Origin of the sequence: Burkholderia sp. BCC1047 (assembly GCF_902833155.1) — a bacterium.
Classification (GTDB): Bacteria; Pseudomonadota; Gammaproteobacteria; order Burkholderiales; family Burkholderiaceae; genus Burkholderia; species Burkholderia sola.
The window spans coordinates 14,798-27,573 of record NZ_CADFEH010000043.1 but is presented as its reverse complement, the minus strand read 5'-3'; the positions used below and the strand labels follow the sequence as shown (position 1 = coordinate 27,573).

Genomic DNA, 12,776 nt, shown 5'->3' with positions numbered 1-12,776 from the left:
ACATCACTGAACGCCGGCGCGGCGAAACGCCGGGGGTGCACGTCGCCGCGTATCCCGCTCAATCGACGAACCGGCGCATGAAACCTGATCCATCCGACCTTTCCCGCCACGCGACCGACCTCGGCCTGCTGTTCCTGCGTGTCGCCGCCAGCGTGCTGCTGCTCGTGGTGCACGGCTTGCCGAAGATCGTCCATTACACGGCCGAAGCCGCGGCCATCGAAGATCCGTTCCATCTCGGCCGCACGCTGTCGATCCTGTTCGCGATCTTCGCGGAGGCCGTGTGCCCGATCTTCATGATCGTCGGTCTGTTCCCGCGGCTGGCGGCGCTGCCGGTGATGATCGTCACGCTCGTCGCGCTGGTGTTCGTCCACCCCGACTGGCCGCTGCGCGATGCGCAGTTCGCGTGGATGCTGCTGATCCTGTTCGGCACGATCGCGATCGCGGGCGCCGGGCGCTATGTGTTGCCGTTGCCGGGCGTCGTGCGTCGGCGTGACTAGCCGCAGCCCGCGCGTCGGTGGGCTGCACGCGATGTGCCCGACGATGCCGTTCCCGCGGCGAACTGCGTGCTGCCGCTTCCCCCTTTTCGCGCGCCGCGCTTGCGATCCGACATGTTGAATTTCTCCGATACGGCGATCTACGGCGCGCCGATCGTGCTCGCCGATCTCGCCGCGTGGCGGTTGTTCGCGCGCGATCGCCCCGTGGTTCGCGCGATCCGGCGCTGCGCGGCGTTTGCCGCGCTGAGCGCGGTGCTGTTCGCGACCGGCGTCAGCCCGCTCGCCGTTCCCGCGTCGCTCGGCGGGCTCGACCGGATCGTGGTCCAGGCCGTCTGCATCGCGTGGTGGCTCCAGTGCGCGATCGTGTTCAGCCTGCTGCTCAATCATCTACTGCTGCCGCGTGCGTGGCACAGCCAGCGGCTCTTTCACGATATCGCCGCGGGCATCGTGTTCGGCGCGGCCGCGGTGGCCGCCCTCGGCTACGTGCTCGGCCTGCCGTTGAGCGGCCTCGTCGCGACCTCCGGCGCCGTCGCGGTGATCCTCGGTCTCGCGCTCCAGAACACGCTGAACGACGTGTTCTCCGGGCTCGTGCTGAACACCACGCAACCGTTCAGGCTCGACGACACGGTGTCGATCGGTGAGCTCGAAGGGCGGATCGTCGAGAGCAACTGGCGTTCGACGAAGCTGATCGACAACCTCGGCAACCTGGTCGTCGTGCCGAACAGCTCGGCGGCGCGCGCCACCATCGTGAACCTGAGCGAGCCGGCTGGCCTGCACGGCGTCACGCTCGTGCTCGACCTCGATCCCGCGGTGCGGCCGGCCGTCGCCGTCGGCGCACTGGAGCGGGCCGCGGCGAGTTCGCTCGACGTGCTCGCGCGCCCCGCGCCGATTGCCGTCGTGAAGGCGTTCCGCGCGAACGCGATCCAGTACGAACTCGTCTGCTACGTCGACGCGCTGCAGAAGAAAACGTCCGTGCGCAACGCGCTCTACGATCTCGCGCATCGGCATCTGGCCGCGGCGGGCGTCGCGTGGCGGCCGCTCGTGGGGCCGGCGCCGGTGTCCGCATCGTCGTCGACGTCGCAAGCGGATCCGGTATCGCGTCGGCTGCTGCTGTTGCGCGCGGTCGAACTGTTCGCGCGCGTCGACGACGACGATCTGGCCGTGCTGGCCGAGGCGCTGGTCTCGCGTTCGTTCGGCAAGGGCGACGTGATCTATGCGTCGAATTCGGAGTCGCGCGTGCTGACGATCGTCGAATCGGGCGTCGCGGCGGTGTTCGTGCCGGGCGCGTCCGGCGACGTCGAAGTCCGGCGGATGGCGCCGGGCGATGCGATCGGGCAGTCGGTCGTGCTCGCCGGCACGCGGCTTCACGCGACCGTCCACGCGGTGACCGCGATGACCGTGCATCAGCTTCGCAGCGAGGATCTGTCGGCGCTGATCGGCCGGAAGCCGGCGCTCGGCAGGCTGATGTGCGAGGCGCTCACCGACCATATCGCGACCGAGGAACGGATGATGATTCCGCCGGTCGAGAAGGCGCACGCGGGGTTCAGCCTGATCGGCTGGCTCGAGAAGGAAATGAAGCGGCTGCACGATTCGCTCGGCTGACGCCGGGGTGGACCGCGAGGGGCCGGCAGCGGGGGCATGGGCATGCGCGTTTTTTCACGACGCGTGGCGCCGTGCCGGGGGCGCTGGAGGGCGCGTGCGCTGCCGGGCCGTCAGCCATCGACGAGGCGGCCGCGCGTGCGACCCCGCCGTGCCGCCGGGCCATGAACGCGCGCGTCAGTCCGGCGTCGTGAAACGCTCGACGAGATCGGGCTGGTCGAGTTGCTCGACCCACCAGTGCAGCGCGCGGCCGGCCTCGTCGCCGCGCCACGCGAGATAGCAGTGCGTGGTGTCGCGCATGCCCGTCACCTGCCGCGCGACGAGCTTGCCGTCGGCGATCGCGCGCGCCGCGATGCATTCCGGCAGGGTGCCGACCGCGAGCCCTTCGCATTGCGCTTCGAGTTTCGCGGCCAGCGTCGGGACCGCGAGGGTCGGCTGGCCCGCATCGATCGCGACCGACTGCGGCTGCAATTCGCGCGACGTATCGCTGATCACCGCGCCGCGATACCGGACGACCGACGCCATCGCCAGCGGTTCGGGCATCGATGCGAGCGGATGGGTCGGCGCGACCGCGAACACGTGTTTCAGCGAGCCGATCGGCCGCGCGACGATGCCCGGCAATTCCGGCGGTTCGCCCGCCGCGCCGACGACGAGATCCGCCCGGCGCGAAATCAGCGCATCCCACGCGCCGCCGAGCACTTCGGTCGACAGCCGCAGCCGCGTGTCCATCCCGAGCGCGTAGAACCGGTGCACGTACGGCCATAGCGCATCGAACGGCAGAATTTCGTCGATACAGACACGCACTTCCGTTTCCCAGCCCTGTTGCGCACGCAGCGCCTTCATTTCGAGTTGCTCGGCCGCGCGCAGCAGGCGCCGGCCTTCCTCGACGACGATGCGTCCCGCATGCGTGAGCTTCGCGCGCCGTCCGCTGCGGTCGAACAGCGCCACGCCGAGATCGCTTTCGAGTTTCTGCACCAGGTAGGTCAGCGCGGACGGCACGCGATGCAGCAGTTCCGCGGCTTCGGCAAAGGTTCCGGTGCGGTCGATCGCGTCCAGGGCTTCGAGCGCTTCGAATGACAGCTTCATCGCGAGTTCCGGTAGGGGGTGGCTGGCGCATCATACCAGCGCCGGTGCGGCAGGAGCAGCGTGCGTCGCCGCGATTTGCTAGAGTGGCGGGTATCGTCATTCGCGACCCGCATCGCCCCATGAGCGCCCCTCAGCCGGATACCGCACCGTCCGATTTCCTCCCGGCCGACGTCAGGCAGACCGTCGTCACGCAAGCGTTGCCGCATGGGCAAATCGGTATCGTCCGGCTCCAGAGCTTGCGCAGGAACATGGGGCTGACCGCACCCTACGAACTCGAGAATACGGATCTCATCGTATTGCAGTTGCGTCCGTTCGGCGAACAGGATCTGTGGCTCGATGGCCGCCCCGCACCGTTCGTCCCGTATGGCGCGGGAACCGTGTCGATCTACGATCTCGACCGTCGCTGGGTGGCCGACCTCAAGGGCGCATTCGATTGCCTGCATTTCCACCTGCCGCGCCACACGCTCGAGGAAACGGTCGACGACCTCGGCGGCCGGCAGCGGCCGCAGCTTTATCTGCCGCCGCATCTGAGCACCCACGACTCGATCATCCACGCGCTCGGCCAGTCGCTACTGCCGGCGCTGGCCCGGCCGGGCGAAGCATCGCAGATCTTCATCGATCACGTTGGGCTGGCGTTTCAGGCACACGTCGCGCACCGTTACGGCGGCGTCGGCGAACGGCGGGAACGGTCGGACGGCAAGCTCACGCCGTCGCAGGCGCGCCGCGCGCAGGAGCTGTTGCTCGAGCACCTCGACGGCAACATCGGGCTGGCCGACGTCGCGAGCGCGTGCGGGCTGTCCCGCAGCCATTTCGTCAAGGCGTTTCATCGAACGACCGGGCTGCCGCCGCATCGCTGGCTCATCGTGCAGCGTGTCGAACGGGCGAAGGAATGGATGCGCAACCCGAACGTGCCGTTGAGCATGATCGCCGTTGCGTGCGGCTTCGCCGATCAGAGCCATTTCTCGCGCACCTTTGCGCGATTGACCGGTGTCACGCCACGCCGGTGGCGCGCGGACCATACGTGAGCGTCGCGATACGACGGAGGCGGGGCACGCGGCACAACACACGCGGCGACGTGCAGGCATGCGACTTGCGTGCGAGCACGGGCCGCATCACTTCGGAGGTTTTCATGAAACGACACTGGCCGCGACAATCGATGCTCGCGATAGGTGTGTTCGCAACGTTCGGCTTGCATGCCGCCATCGCATCGGCGGCGGCCGACGTGTCGATCAGCCGCGCCGATTACGGGACGACCGCGAGCGGGCAGGCGGTGAGCCAGTACACGCTCGCGAACCGGCACGGCGTGACGCTGAAAGTGATCACGTACGGCGGCATCGTGACGGCGCTCGACGTGCCGGACCGCACCGGGCACGTTGCCGACATCGTGCTCGGCTTCGATTCGCTGCGCGACTACGAAGCGCACAACGGCAACATCCATTTCGGTGCGTTGATCGGCCGGTATGCGAACCGCATCGCGGGCGGGCGTTTCGCGCTCGACGGCAAGACGTGGACGCTGCCGGTCAACGACGGGCCGAACACGCTGCACGGCGGCCCCGACAGTTTCGACGCGAAGGTGTGGAAGGTCACCGGCACGCACAGCGACGCGGCCGGTTCGAGCGTCACGCTGCGCTACGTGAGCCCCGACGGCGAGAACGGCTTCCCCGGCACGTTGACGACGGACGTGACCTACACGCTGACGCGCGACGACCAGATCCGCATCGACTACCGCGCGACGACCGACAAGGACACGGTCGTCAACCTGACCAACCACAGCTACTTCAATCTGGCGGGGCACGCCGGCGGCAGCGTCGAGCGGCAACTGATCGAGATCGCCGCATCGCGTTTCACGCCGACCGACGATACGTCGATTCCGACCGGGCAACTGACGAGCGTCGCGGGCACGCCGATGGATCTGCGCCAGTTGACGCCGATCGGCGCGCATTTGCGCGATGCGTATCCGCAGCTCGCGATCGCGCATGGCTACGATCAGAACTGGGTGCTGGACCAGGGCGGCCAGCCGGCGCCCGCGTTTGCCGCGCGCGCCTACGACCCGGCGTCCGGGCGTTTCCTCGAGCTGTACACGACGCAGCCGGGGCTGCAGTTCTATACGGCCAACGGCTTGAACGGCAGCGTCGCGGGCAAGGGTGGCACGGCCTACCGGCAAACCGATGCGTTCGCGCTGGAAGCCGAGCATTTTCCCGATTCGCCGAATCGTCCGGCCTTCCCGTCGACGGTGCTCAAGCCGGGCGACACGCTGCACGAAGTGACGGTGTGGCGGGTGGGCGCGCGATGACCGTCGGCGCCGGCGCGCGCGTGTCGGTCACACGTTGATCGTGCCGCGCCCGATTTCGATCACGCGCCCGCCGACGCCGATTTTGCCCGCCGCATCGACCGACAACCGCAGCACGCAAGGCCGGCCGACGGCTTCGCCTTGCTCGACCCGAAACGCGGCCGGCAGATCGTGTCCGGCGGCGAGCAACCAGCCGCCCAGGTTCGCACAGGCCGATCCGGTGCCCGGATCTTCCGATACGCCGCCGCCCTGCTTCACGAAGAAGTAGCGGGACACGACCGTCCCCGGGCGTTCGGCGTCGAACGCGAACACATAGGCGGTCTTCCGGCCGAGGCTGCTTCGCGGCCAGATGTCGAGGTGCGCGCTGTCGGGTCGCGCGCGTCGCACGGCGGCCGGGTCCTTGAGCGCGACCAGCAACTGGTCGGCGCCGGTATCGACCCACAGCGGCGGCGCGAGCAGGTCGTCCTCGGCGAGCCCGAGCAGCGCCGCGACCCGCGCATCGGACAACGTGCACGGCGCCGTGTTCGGCATGCCGGCGTGCGGCGCGATGAAGGTCCACACGTCGTCGCGCGCGGTGACGTCGACGACGCCGGCCTTGAATTCCAGCGTCAGCGCATCGCCTGCGTTGAGCCGCTCGCGCACGACGTGCGCGGTGCCGAGCGTCGGATGGCCGGCAAAAGCCATCTCGTAGCCGGGCGTGAAGATGCGCACGCGTGCATGTGCCCGCTCGGACGGCAGCACGAAGGTCGTCTCCGACAGGTTGAACTGCACGGCGAGCGCCTGCATCGTCGCGTCGTCCATGCCGCGCGCATCGTCGAATACGCAAAGCGGGTTGCCGCCGAACGTCGATTCGGCGAAGACGTTCAGCAGGCGGAAGGTGTATGGCGTCATCGGTATCTCGTGTGGGTCAGCCCTGCTTGTCGAGCGGCGCAAGCATCGCCTGCATGTCGGGATGCTTCAGCACTTTCCGGTATTCCGCCGGGCTCATCGCATCGATCAGGACGCGGCCGCTCACGTCGGCCTTGATGTACTCGACCGCGAGCAGCGCGATGACCGGATTGGTCGTCAGCGTCGCATGGTCGGGCGACTGGTCGCCGAATTCCGCCACCACCGCCTCGGTGTTGTCCGCGACCGCGACGGCCAGCCGCCGCCCCGACAGACGAAGCCTCGCGCTAGCGCCGCATTTGGCCATGTCGTAGTGGCGCGGCCCATTGAGCGTGCGATTGCCGTAGATCGCCACGTGCGTATCGACGCCGCGCGCCGCGGCCGCCTCGAGCAGCGGCCCGAGGTCGTCGATTTCCTCGTCCCACACGCCCGCGAAGATTTCCGTTTTCGCCTGGTCGATCACGCGCGCGAAGGCGCTGACGATCGCGCCGCGTCCGCTCAACGACCAGACCAGCCCCGGCTCTTGCCGCGCCGGCAGCCGGTCGAGCGCGCCCGCCGCCAGCTCGAGATCCGCGTTGAAGCGCGTGCGCAATTCTTCCAGCAGCGACCGGTGCGGCACGGCTGCATAGCGGACCGGCTCGGAGCGGTTGACGAGCACCGCGCCGCGCGCCTCCAGGCGGCCGAGCGTCTCGTAGACCTTCGATGGCGGCATGCCGGCGCGCCGGCCGACTTCCGCACCCGTCAGCGCGGCTTGCCCGACGAGCGCCGCGTACGCCTGCGCCTCGTATTGCGTGAAGCCAAGCCGGATCAATGACGTGATCAGTTCCGCGTTTTCGTTCATGTGAATGCACTCGAATGGCCGTGACGACCGTCACGGAGAGGCTTGATTAACTACCGGAGTAGTATAGAATCGATTCAACTTACTACCGAAGTAGTAAGTGAGATTCCCGACCCTTATCGAAGAGGATCGACAAGATGCGTCAACGGATCAGTACCGGCTCCCCGTGGGAGCCCAAGGTAGGCTATTCGCGTGCAGTGGTCGTCGACGACACGATCTACGTGTCGGGGACGGCCGGCAAAGGCGACGACGTGTATGCGCAGACACGCGATGCATCGGCAACGCTCGGCAAGGTCCTCGCGGACAGCGGATTCGCGCTGTCGGATGTCGTCCAGAGCCGGCTGGTGGTCGCGGATTTCGACCATTGGGAAGACGCGGCGCGCGCGCACGGCGAGATCTACGGCGAGATCCGGCCGGCGTTCTCGCTGGTCCATGCGTTGCCGTTCGTCGATCCCGAGATTCGCGTCGAGGTCGAGGCGATCGCGGTCCGGACCGCCGCATGACGGTCGCCGGCCCGCACGCGTCCCTGTCCCGCACCGCGATCGCGATGCTGGCGCTCGCGGCGGGCGTCGCGATCGCCAACGGCTATGCGCTGCAGCCGTCGCTGTCGGCGATGGCCGGCGACTTCGGCGTGCCGGTCGCGCGGATGGCGACGCTCGCGTCCGTGACGATGCTCGGCTATCTGGCCGGCCTTGCGCTGCTGGTTCCGCTGGCCGACCGGTTCCGTCCGCGCACGCTCATTCCGGCGCAAATGGGCGTGCTCGCGATATTGCTCGCGTGCGCGTCGCTGTCGCCGACGCCGCGCGCGCTCGACGCCTGCTTCCTGTTGGTGGGGGCGGCCACGACGGTCGCCGCGCAATGCAGCGCGGTCGTCGGAAAGCACGCGGATCCGCAGCGGCGCGCCGGGGCGATGGGCGCCGTCTCCGCGGGGATTTCCGCCGGAATCCTGCTGAGCCGTTTCGTCGGCGGCGCGTTGTCGCAATGGTGCGGATGGCGCGGTGCGCTGCTCGCATTGGCCGGCTGCGTGGCGCTGGCGGCCGTCGGCAGCGGCGTGCTGTTGCCCGGCGATCGCCCCGAACGGCGTGCCGGCCACGCGGCCACGATCGGCGCGATTCCGCGGCTGTTGCGCGACAGCGCCGCATTGAGGCGCCGCACCTGCGCCGGCATGCTGTGGTTCTTCGCGTTCAATCTGGTCTGGGTCGGGCTCGCGATCCGTCTGGCCGCGCCGCCGTACAACCTGGGAGCGGCCGCGATCGGCGCATACAGTCTCGCCGGCGTGCTCGGCCTCGGCGTGACGCGGGTGGCCGGCAAGCTCACGGATCGCTTCGGCGATCGTGCGGTGATCGGCGGCGGGCTCGCCGTGGCCGCGCTGTCCACGTTGCTGCTTGGCGTTGCGCTCGGTCATCCGGGCTGGCTGGGCGTCGGTCTCGCGCTGTTCGATGCCGGTTGTTTCGCCGCGCAGGTCGCGAACCAGGCCCGTGTCGTGGCAATTCAGCCGGCGCGGGCCGGTGCGTTGAACGCCGCGTATCTGACGCTGTACTACGCGGCCGGCGCCGGCGGCGCCGCGGCGGCGGGCATGCTCGTCGAACGGATCGGGTGGGGCGCGATGATGCTCGTCGCGGCCGGTGCGGTGACGGCCGCCGCGTGGGTCGGGGCGGCTTGTGCGACGGTCGGTGCCGCGGGCGAACCGATGTCGGCCGGTTGAGCCGGGAAATTGTCGTGTTCCCGTTCGCCGCGCTGCTGAATCGGATCTGCCGCGGCAATACGCTGATGGCGAACGTGCCGGCGGCGGATACTGCGCGGATCAACCGCAGGACATCTGCGGCGTGACCGTCGCTGGCCGGCCTGACGCTTGATGCGGCGCGATGAACTGGTGCATCGCGGCCGGCTTCCACACATATCAATGCGACGACACGAACCTCGCATCGTCGAACGCTTCCAGAATCGCGAAGTTCGCGCGCATGCGCTGCGCTTCCTTCGCCGGCGTCGAACCGAACAGGCGTTTGAACTCCCGGCTGAACTGCGACGGGCTCGTATAACCGACCGCATAGCCGGCCGCTTCCGCCGTCAGGTCCTGCCGCACCATCAATAACCGCGCCTGATGCAGGCGCGTCGACTTCAGGTACTGCATCGGCGACACCTGCGTGATCGCCTTGAAATGACTGTGAAAGCTCGGCACGCTCATGCCGGCTGCGTCGGCCAGTTGCGACACGTCGAGCGGTCGCGCGTAATCGGCGTGGATCATCCGCAACGATCGGCCGATCCGGCCGAATTGCCCGCGCATCGCCAGCGCGCTGCGCATCGCGTTGCCCTGCGCGCCGGTCAGCACGCGGAAATACAGCTCGCGAAGCAGCGCCGGGCCGAGCACCGCGGCGTCGAGCGGCCGCTGCATCGCGTCGACGAAACGGAGCACCGATGCGTGCATCGCTTCGTCCATCGGCGTCGACATCATGCTCTTCGGCGCCTGCACGGTTTCCGCGACGCCGGCGCGATCGATCTGAGCGGCGAGTTCGGCGGCCAGCGTGAAATCGAGGTGCAGGTACAGCGCGAGCAGCGGGCGCTCGGGCGTCGCGTCGGTTTCCATGCTGAACGGGACGGGCACGGACACGGCCAGGTAATGGTGTTCGTCGTACAGATAGCGCTCGCCGCCGAAGTAGCCGCGCTTCGACCCCTGGCACACGATCACGATGCCCGGGTCGTACAGCACCGGCGTGCGCGACAGCGCGCGGTTCGAGCGCAGGACGCGCACGCTCGGCAGCGCGGTCAGGTTGTAGCCCTCGTCGGGCGCCAGCGCGCGCAGCAGCGTCACCAGGCGCTTTCGGTCACGCGGCGACAGCGATGGAGGTCGGGCGGAGGCGGGCACGGTGCTCATAGTTTTGTGCAAGAAAATCAGCGGAATCTGGCTTATTCGGCGTCGTTCGTCAGACTAGTATGCACGCTTCAATCCACATTCGGGAGAAGCTCACATGGCATCCGGCAACCTCATGCTCATTACCGGCGTCAGCAGCGGTTTCGGCCGCGCGCTGGCCCAGGAAGCGCTGGCCGCCGGCCACACGGTGGTCGGCACGGTGCGCAGCGCGCAGGCGGCGCGCGACTTCGAAGCGCTGTCCGCGCACGCGGCCGTCGCCCGCGTGCTCGACGTGACCGACTTCGAGCGCATCGACGGCGTCGTCGCGGACATCGAGGCGAACGTCGGGCACGTCGACGTGCTGGTGAACAACGCCGGTTACGGGCACGAAGGGATCATGGAGGAGTCGCCGCTCGACGAGATGCGCCGGCAGTTCGACGTGAACGTGTTCGGCGCGGTCGCGATGATGAAGGCCGTCGTGCCGTTCATGCGCGAGCGCCGGCGCGGCCGCATCCTGAACATCACGTCGATGGGCGGGCACATCACGATGCCGGGCATCGCGTACTACTGCGGCAGCAAGTTCGCGCTGGAAGGTATTTCCGAGACGCTCGGCAAGGAGCTCGAGCCGTTCGGCATCGCGGTGACGGCCGTCGCGCCGGGTTCGTTCCGCACCGACTGGGCCGGCCGCTCGATGGCGCGCACGCCGCGCTCGATCGCCGACTACGACGCGCTGTTCGACCCGATCCGCCGTGCGCGCGAGGAAAAAAGCGGCAAGCAGCCGGGCGATCCCGCGAAGGCCGCGCGGGCGATGCTCGCCGTGATGGCAGCGGACCATCCGCCCGCGCATCTGCTGCTCGGCAGCGATGCGCTGCGGCTCGTGCGCGACAAGCTGGCGGCGCTGGACGACGAAATCCGCGCGTGGGAAGCCGTCACAGTGTCGACGGACGGCTGACGCGCTGCGTCGTTCGTTTCCTGCCGGTGAATGATCGGCCATCGCATTGCACGATGGCGTCGCGGTTTCACAATAAAGCCGATAATGACGGCGGCCCGTTCGCCACGTTCATCCACCTCACAGGAGCACCGCGATGCCGTACGTCACCACGAAGGACAACGTCGAGATTTTCTACAAGGATTGGGGCACGAAGGATGCGCAGCCCATCGTGTTCCACCACGGCTGGCCGCTGTCCAGCGACGACTGGGATGCGCAACTGCTGTTCTTCGTCCAGAACGGCTATCGCGTGATCGCGCACGACCGGCGCGGCCATGGCCGCTCGGCGCAGGTGTCGGACGGTCACGACATGGATCATTACGCGGCGGATGCATTCGCGGTCGTCGAGGCGCTCGACCTGCGCAATGCGGTGCATATCGGTCACTCGACCGGCGGCGGCGAAGTGGCGCGCTACGTCGCGAAGCACGGCGAGCCGGCTGGCCGCGTCGCGAAGGCCGTACTGGTCAGCGCGGTGCCGCCGCTGATGCTGAAAACCGAATCGAACCCCGAAGGCCTGCCGCTCGAGGTATTCGACGGCTTCCGCAAAGCGCTCGCCGACAATCGCGCGCAGTTCTTCCTCGACGTGCCGAGCGGCCCGTTCTACGGGTTCAACCGCGAAGGTGCAACCGTGCATCAGGGCGTGATCCGCAACTGGTGGCGGCAGGGGATGGAAGGCAGCGCGAAGGCGCATTACGACGGCATCAAGGCGTTTTCGGAAACGGATCAGACCGACGACCTGAAGTCGATCTCCGTTCCGACGCTCGTGCTGCATGGCGAGGACGACCAGATCGTGCCGATCGCGGATGCCGCGCTGAAGTCGATCAAGCTGCTGAAGAACGGCACGCTGAAGACGTACCCGGGCTATTCGCACGGGATGCTGACCGTCAACGCCGACGTGCTCAACGCCGACCTGCTCGCGTTCGTGCGGGCGTAAGGATGGCGGCGCCGGCCCGCTGCGGCGGGCGGCGCCGTGATTGAAAAGGGGCGATCCGGCCGTGACCACGATCGCCCCCGCCGCGTTTGCGCCCGCTGGCCGCTAGCCGTTGCGCAGGAACACGACGTAGCCGCGGAACCACGGATTCGACGCGAGATACGGCGGCGCATCCCATTCGCCGCCCTGGATCACGCCGATCCGAAACGGCAGTTGCAGCCGCGCGACGCGCGGCAGGTACGCGGCATAGTCGGGGATCGTGCTGCGTCCCTGATAGGTCTGCACGACCACCTCGTCGACGATCCCCTTGAGCTGGTTGACCTGATCGGTATCGATGCGGCTGCTCCAGTCGAGCAGCCCCGTGATGCTGAGCCGGCAATCGGCCGGCAACGTGTCGCGCAGCGTGCGCAGGAACGCAAGGTAATCCTGAAGATGACGCGTACCGGCATCGAAGTCGATCTGGATGCCGGCGATCGTGCGACCCGACGCACGCCAGCGTGCGAGCTGCGCGAGCATGATCTGCGTGACGCGCGGCGTCCAGCGCAGCGTATGCGCCCGATAGACGAGCCACACGCGCGCGTCGGGCGCGGGCGGCAGCGCGACGCCCTGCGCGATCACGCGCAGCTGCGACTCGTCCCGCGGCGACGCTTCGATCTGCCCTTGCAGCACGTAGACGATGCGCGCGCCGCGCACGACCGCCTGCGGCTTCACGCCCGCCCACAGCCAGAACGCGTCGTACCGCGCGGCGTCGACGGTGTCGCCGAGCGCGACGCGCGCGGCCAGCAGCAGCGCGACGCACGCGATGCGCTTCATGCGC

13 protein-coding genes are annotated in these 12,776 nt (G+C 68.4%); 8 read left to right on the top strand and 5 right to left on the bottom strand.

Translation table 11 applies throughout. The annotated features are described in order from the left end of the window. Positions 1–77: 77 nt before the first annotated feature. Entirely contained in the window at positions 78–497 is a 420-nt protein-coding gene (locus HWX55_RS31440) for a DoxX family protein (protein WP_175978544.1), read from the top strand. 111 nt (positions 498–608) lie between these two features. Further along, positions 609–2,096 (top strand): mechanosensitive ion channel family protein, encoded by a 1,488-nt coding sequence (locus tag HWX55_RS31435; RefSeq protein WP_175978543.1) that lies wholly within the window; start codon positions 609–611, stop codon positions 2,094–2,096. A gap of 174 nt (positions 2,097–2,270) precedes the next feature. On the opposite strand, the gene HWX55_RS31430 is transcribed toward HWX55_RS31435, so the two are convergent. Beyond that, positions 2,271–3,179, bottom strand: coding sequence for a LysR family transcriptional regulator (locus HWX55_RS31430; RefSeq protein WP_089471125.1), 909 nt, complete (start codon positions 3,177–3,179; stop codon positions 2,271–2,273). Between HWX55_RS31430 and HWX55_RS31425 the strand changes: the two genes are divergently transcribed. Continuing rightward, positions 3,167–4,204, top strand: a complete 1,038-nt coding sequence (locus HWX55_RS31425; protein ID WP_244140684.1) for an AraC family transcriptional regulator — start codon at positions 3,167–3,169, stop codon at positions 4,202–4,204. The two genes, HWX55_RS31430 and HWX55_RS31425, sit on opposite strands and share 13 nt — an antisense overlap. Before the next feature lie 104 nt (positions 4,205–4,308). Next, the gene (locus HWX55_RS31420) at positions 4,309–5,472 is read left to right on the top strand and encodes an aldose epimerase family protein (RefSeq protein WP_175978542.1); all 1,164 of its coding nucleotides are present in this window, start codon (positions 4,309–4,311) and stop codon (positions 5,470–5,472) included. 27 nt (positions 5,473–5,499) lie between these two features. Here the strand turns inward: HWX55_RS31420 and HWX55_RS31415 are convergent, their stop codons facing one another. Both HWX55_RS31415 and HWX55_RS31410 read right to left on the bottom strand, forming a co-directional pair. Continuing rightward, positions 5,500–6,360 carry a PhzF family phenazine biosynthesis protein gene (locus tag HWX55_RS31415; RefSeq protein WP_175978541.1) on the bottom strand — a complete coding sequence of 287 codons (861 nt, stop codon included), beginning with the start codon at positions 6,358–6,360 and terminating at the stop codon, positions 5,500–5,502. 16 nt (positions 6,361–6,376) lie between these two features. Beyond that, positions 6,377–7,195 (bottom strand): helix-turn-helix domain-containing protein, encoded by an 819-nt coding sequence (locus HWX55_RS31410; protein ID WP_175978540.1) that lies wholly within the window; start codon positions 7,193–7,195, stop codon positions 6,377–6,379. Between the two features lie 134 nt (positions 7,196–7,329). Here HWX55_RS31410 and HWX55_RS31405 point away from each other — a divergent pair, with 134 nt between their 5' ends. Beyond that, positions 7,330–7,695: a RidA family protein gene (locus HWX55_RS31405; RefSeq protein ID WP_175978539.1), complete on the top strand. Its 366-nt coding sequence runs from the start codon at positions 7,330–7,332 to the stop codon at positions 7,693–7,695. Continuing rightward, entirely contained in the window at positions 7,692–8,897 is a 1,206-nt protein-coding gene (locus HWX55_RS31400) for an MFS transporter (protein WP_175978538.1), read from the top strand. The genes HWX55_RS31405 and HWX55_RS31400 overlap by 4 nt, the downstream gene beginning before the upstream one ends. A gap of 195 nt (positions 8,898–9,092) precedes the next feature. Here the strand turns inward: HWX55_RS31400 and HWX55_RS31390 are convergent, their stop codons facing one another. Continuing rightward, positions 9,093–10,064, bottom strand: a complete 972-nt coding sequence (locus tag HWX55_RS31390; protein WP_175978537.1) for an AraC family transcriptional regulator — start codon at positions 10,062–10,064, stop codon at positions 9,093–9,095. 94 nt (positions 10,065–10,158) lie between these two features. On the opposite strand from HWX55_RS31390, the gene HWX55_RS31385 reads away from it, so the two are divergent. Beyond that, on the top strand, positions 10,159–10,992 hold the full coding sequence (locus tag HWX55_RS31385) for an oxidoreductase (RefSeq protein ID WP_175978536.1): 834 nt from the start codon (positions 10,159–10,161) through the stop codon (positions 10,990–10,992). 133 nt (positions 10,993–11,125) lie between these two features. Further along, on the top strand, positions 11,126–11,962 hold the full coding sequence (locus tag HWX55_RS31380; RefSeq protein WP_175978535.1) for an alpha/beta hydrolase: 837 nt from the start codon (positions 11,126–11,128) through the stop codon (positions 11,960–11,962). 102 nt (positions 11,963–12,064) lie between these two features. Here the strand turns inward: HWX55_RS31380 and HWX55_RS31375 are convergent, their stop codons facing one another. After that, a complete protein-coding gene (locus tag HWX55_RS31375) occupies positions 12,065–12,772 on the bottom strand; it encodes a DUF3142 domain-containing protein (protein WP_175978534.1) in 708 nt (235 codons plus the stop codon). Positions 12,773–12,776 lie beyond the last annotated feature (4 nt).

What these genes read in the sequence shown, in the direction of transcription:
- HWX55_RS31410 (WP_175978540.1), bottom strand. Translation starts at nt 7,195, where the DNA reads ATGAACGAAAACGCGGAACTGATCACGTCATTGATCCGGCTTGGCTTC.
- HWX55_RS31380 (WP_175978535.1), top strand. Translation starts at nt 11,126, where the DNA reads ATGCCGTACGTCACCACGAAGGACAACGTCGAGATTTTCTACAAGGAT.
- HWX55_RS31400 (WP_175978538.1), top strand. Translation starts at nt 7,692, where the DNA reads ATGACGGTCGCCGGCCCGCACGCGTCCCTGTCCCGCACCGCGATCGCG.
- HWX55_RS31390 (WP_175978537.1), bottom strand. Translation starts at nt 10,064, where the DNA reads ATGAGCACCGTGCCCGCCTCCGCCCGACCTCCATCGCTGTCGCCGCGT.
- HWX55_RS31430 (WP_089471125.1), bottom strand. Translation starts at nt 3,179, where the DNA reads ATGAAGCTGTCATTCGAAGCGCTCGAAGCCCTGGACGCGATCGACCGC.
- HWX55_RS31425 (WP_244140684.1), top strand. Translation starts at nt 3,167, where the DNA reads ATGACAGCTTCATCGCGAGTTCCGGTAGGGGGTGGCTGGCGCATCATA.
- HWX55_RS31405 (WP_175978539.1), top strand. Translation starts at nt 7,330, where the DNA reads ATGCGTCAACGGATCAGTACCGGCTCCCCGTGGGAGCCCAAGGTAGGC.
- HWX55_RS31420 (WP_175978542.1), top strand. Translation starts at nt 4,309, where the DNA reads ATGAAACGACACTGGCCGCGACAATCGATGCTCGCGATAGGTGTGTTC.
- HWX55_RS31375 (WP_175978534.1), bottom strand. Translation starts at nt 12,772, where the DNA reads ATGAAGCGCATCGCGTGCGTCGCGCTGCTGCTGGCCGCGCGCGTCGCG.
- HWX55_RS31415 (WP_175978541.1), bottom strand. Translation starts at nt 6,360, where the DNA reads ATGACGCCATACACCTTCCGCCTGCTGAACGTCTTCGCCGAATCGACG.
- HWX55_RS31440 (WP_175978544.1), top strand. Translation starts at nt 78, where the DNA reads ATGAAACCTGATCCATCCGACCTTTCCCGCCACGCGACCGACCTCGGC.
- HWX55_RS31435 (WP_175978543.1), top strand. Translation starts at nt 609, where the DNA reads ATGTTGAATTTCTCCGATACGGCGATCTACGGCGCGCCGATCGTGCTC.
- HWX55_RS31385 (WP_175978536.1), top strand. Translation starts at nt 10,159, where the DNA reads ATGGCATCCGGCAACCTCATGCTCATTACCGGCGTCAGCAGCGGTTTC.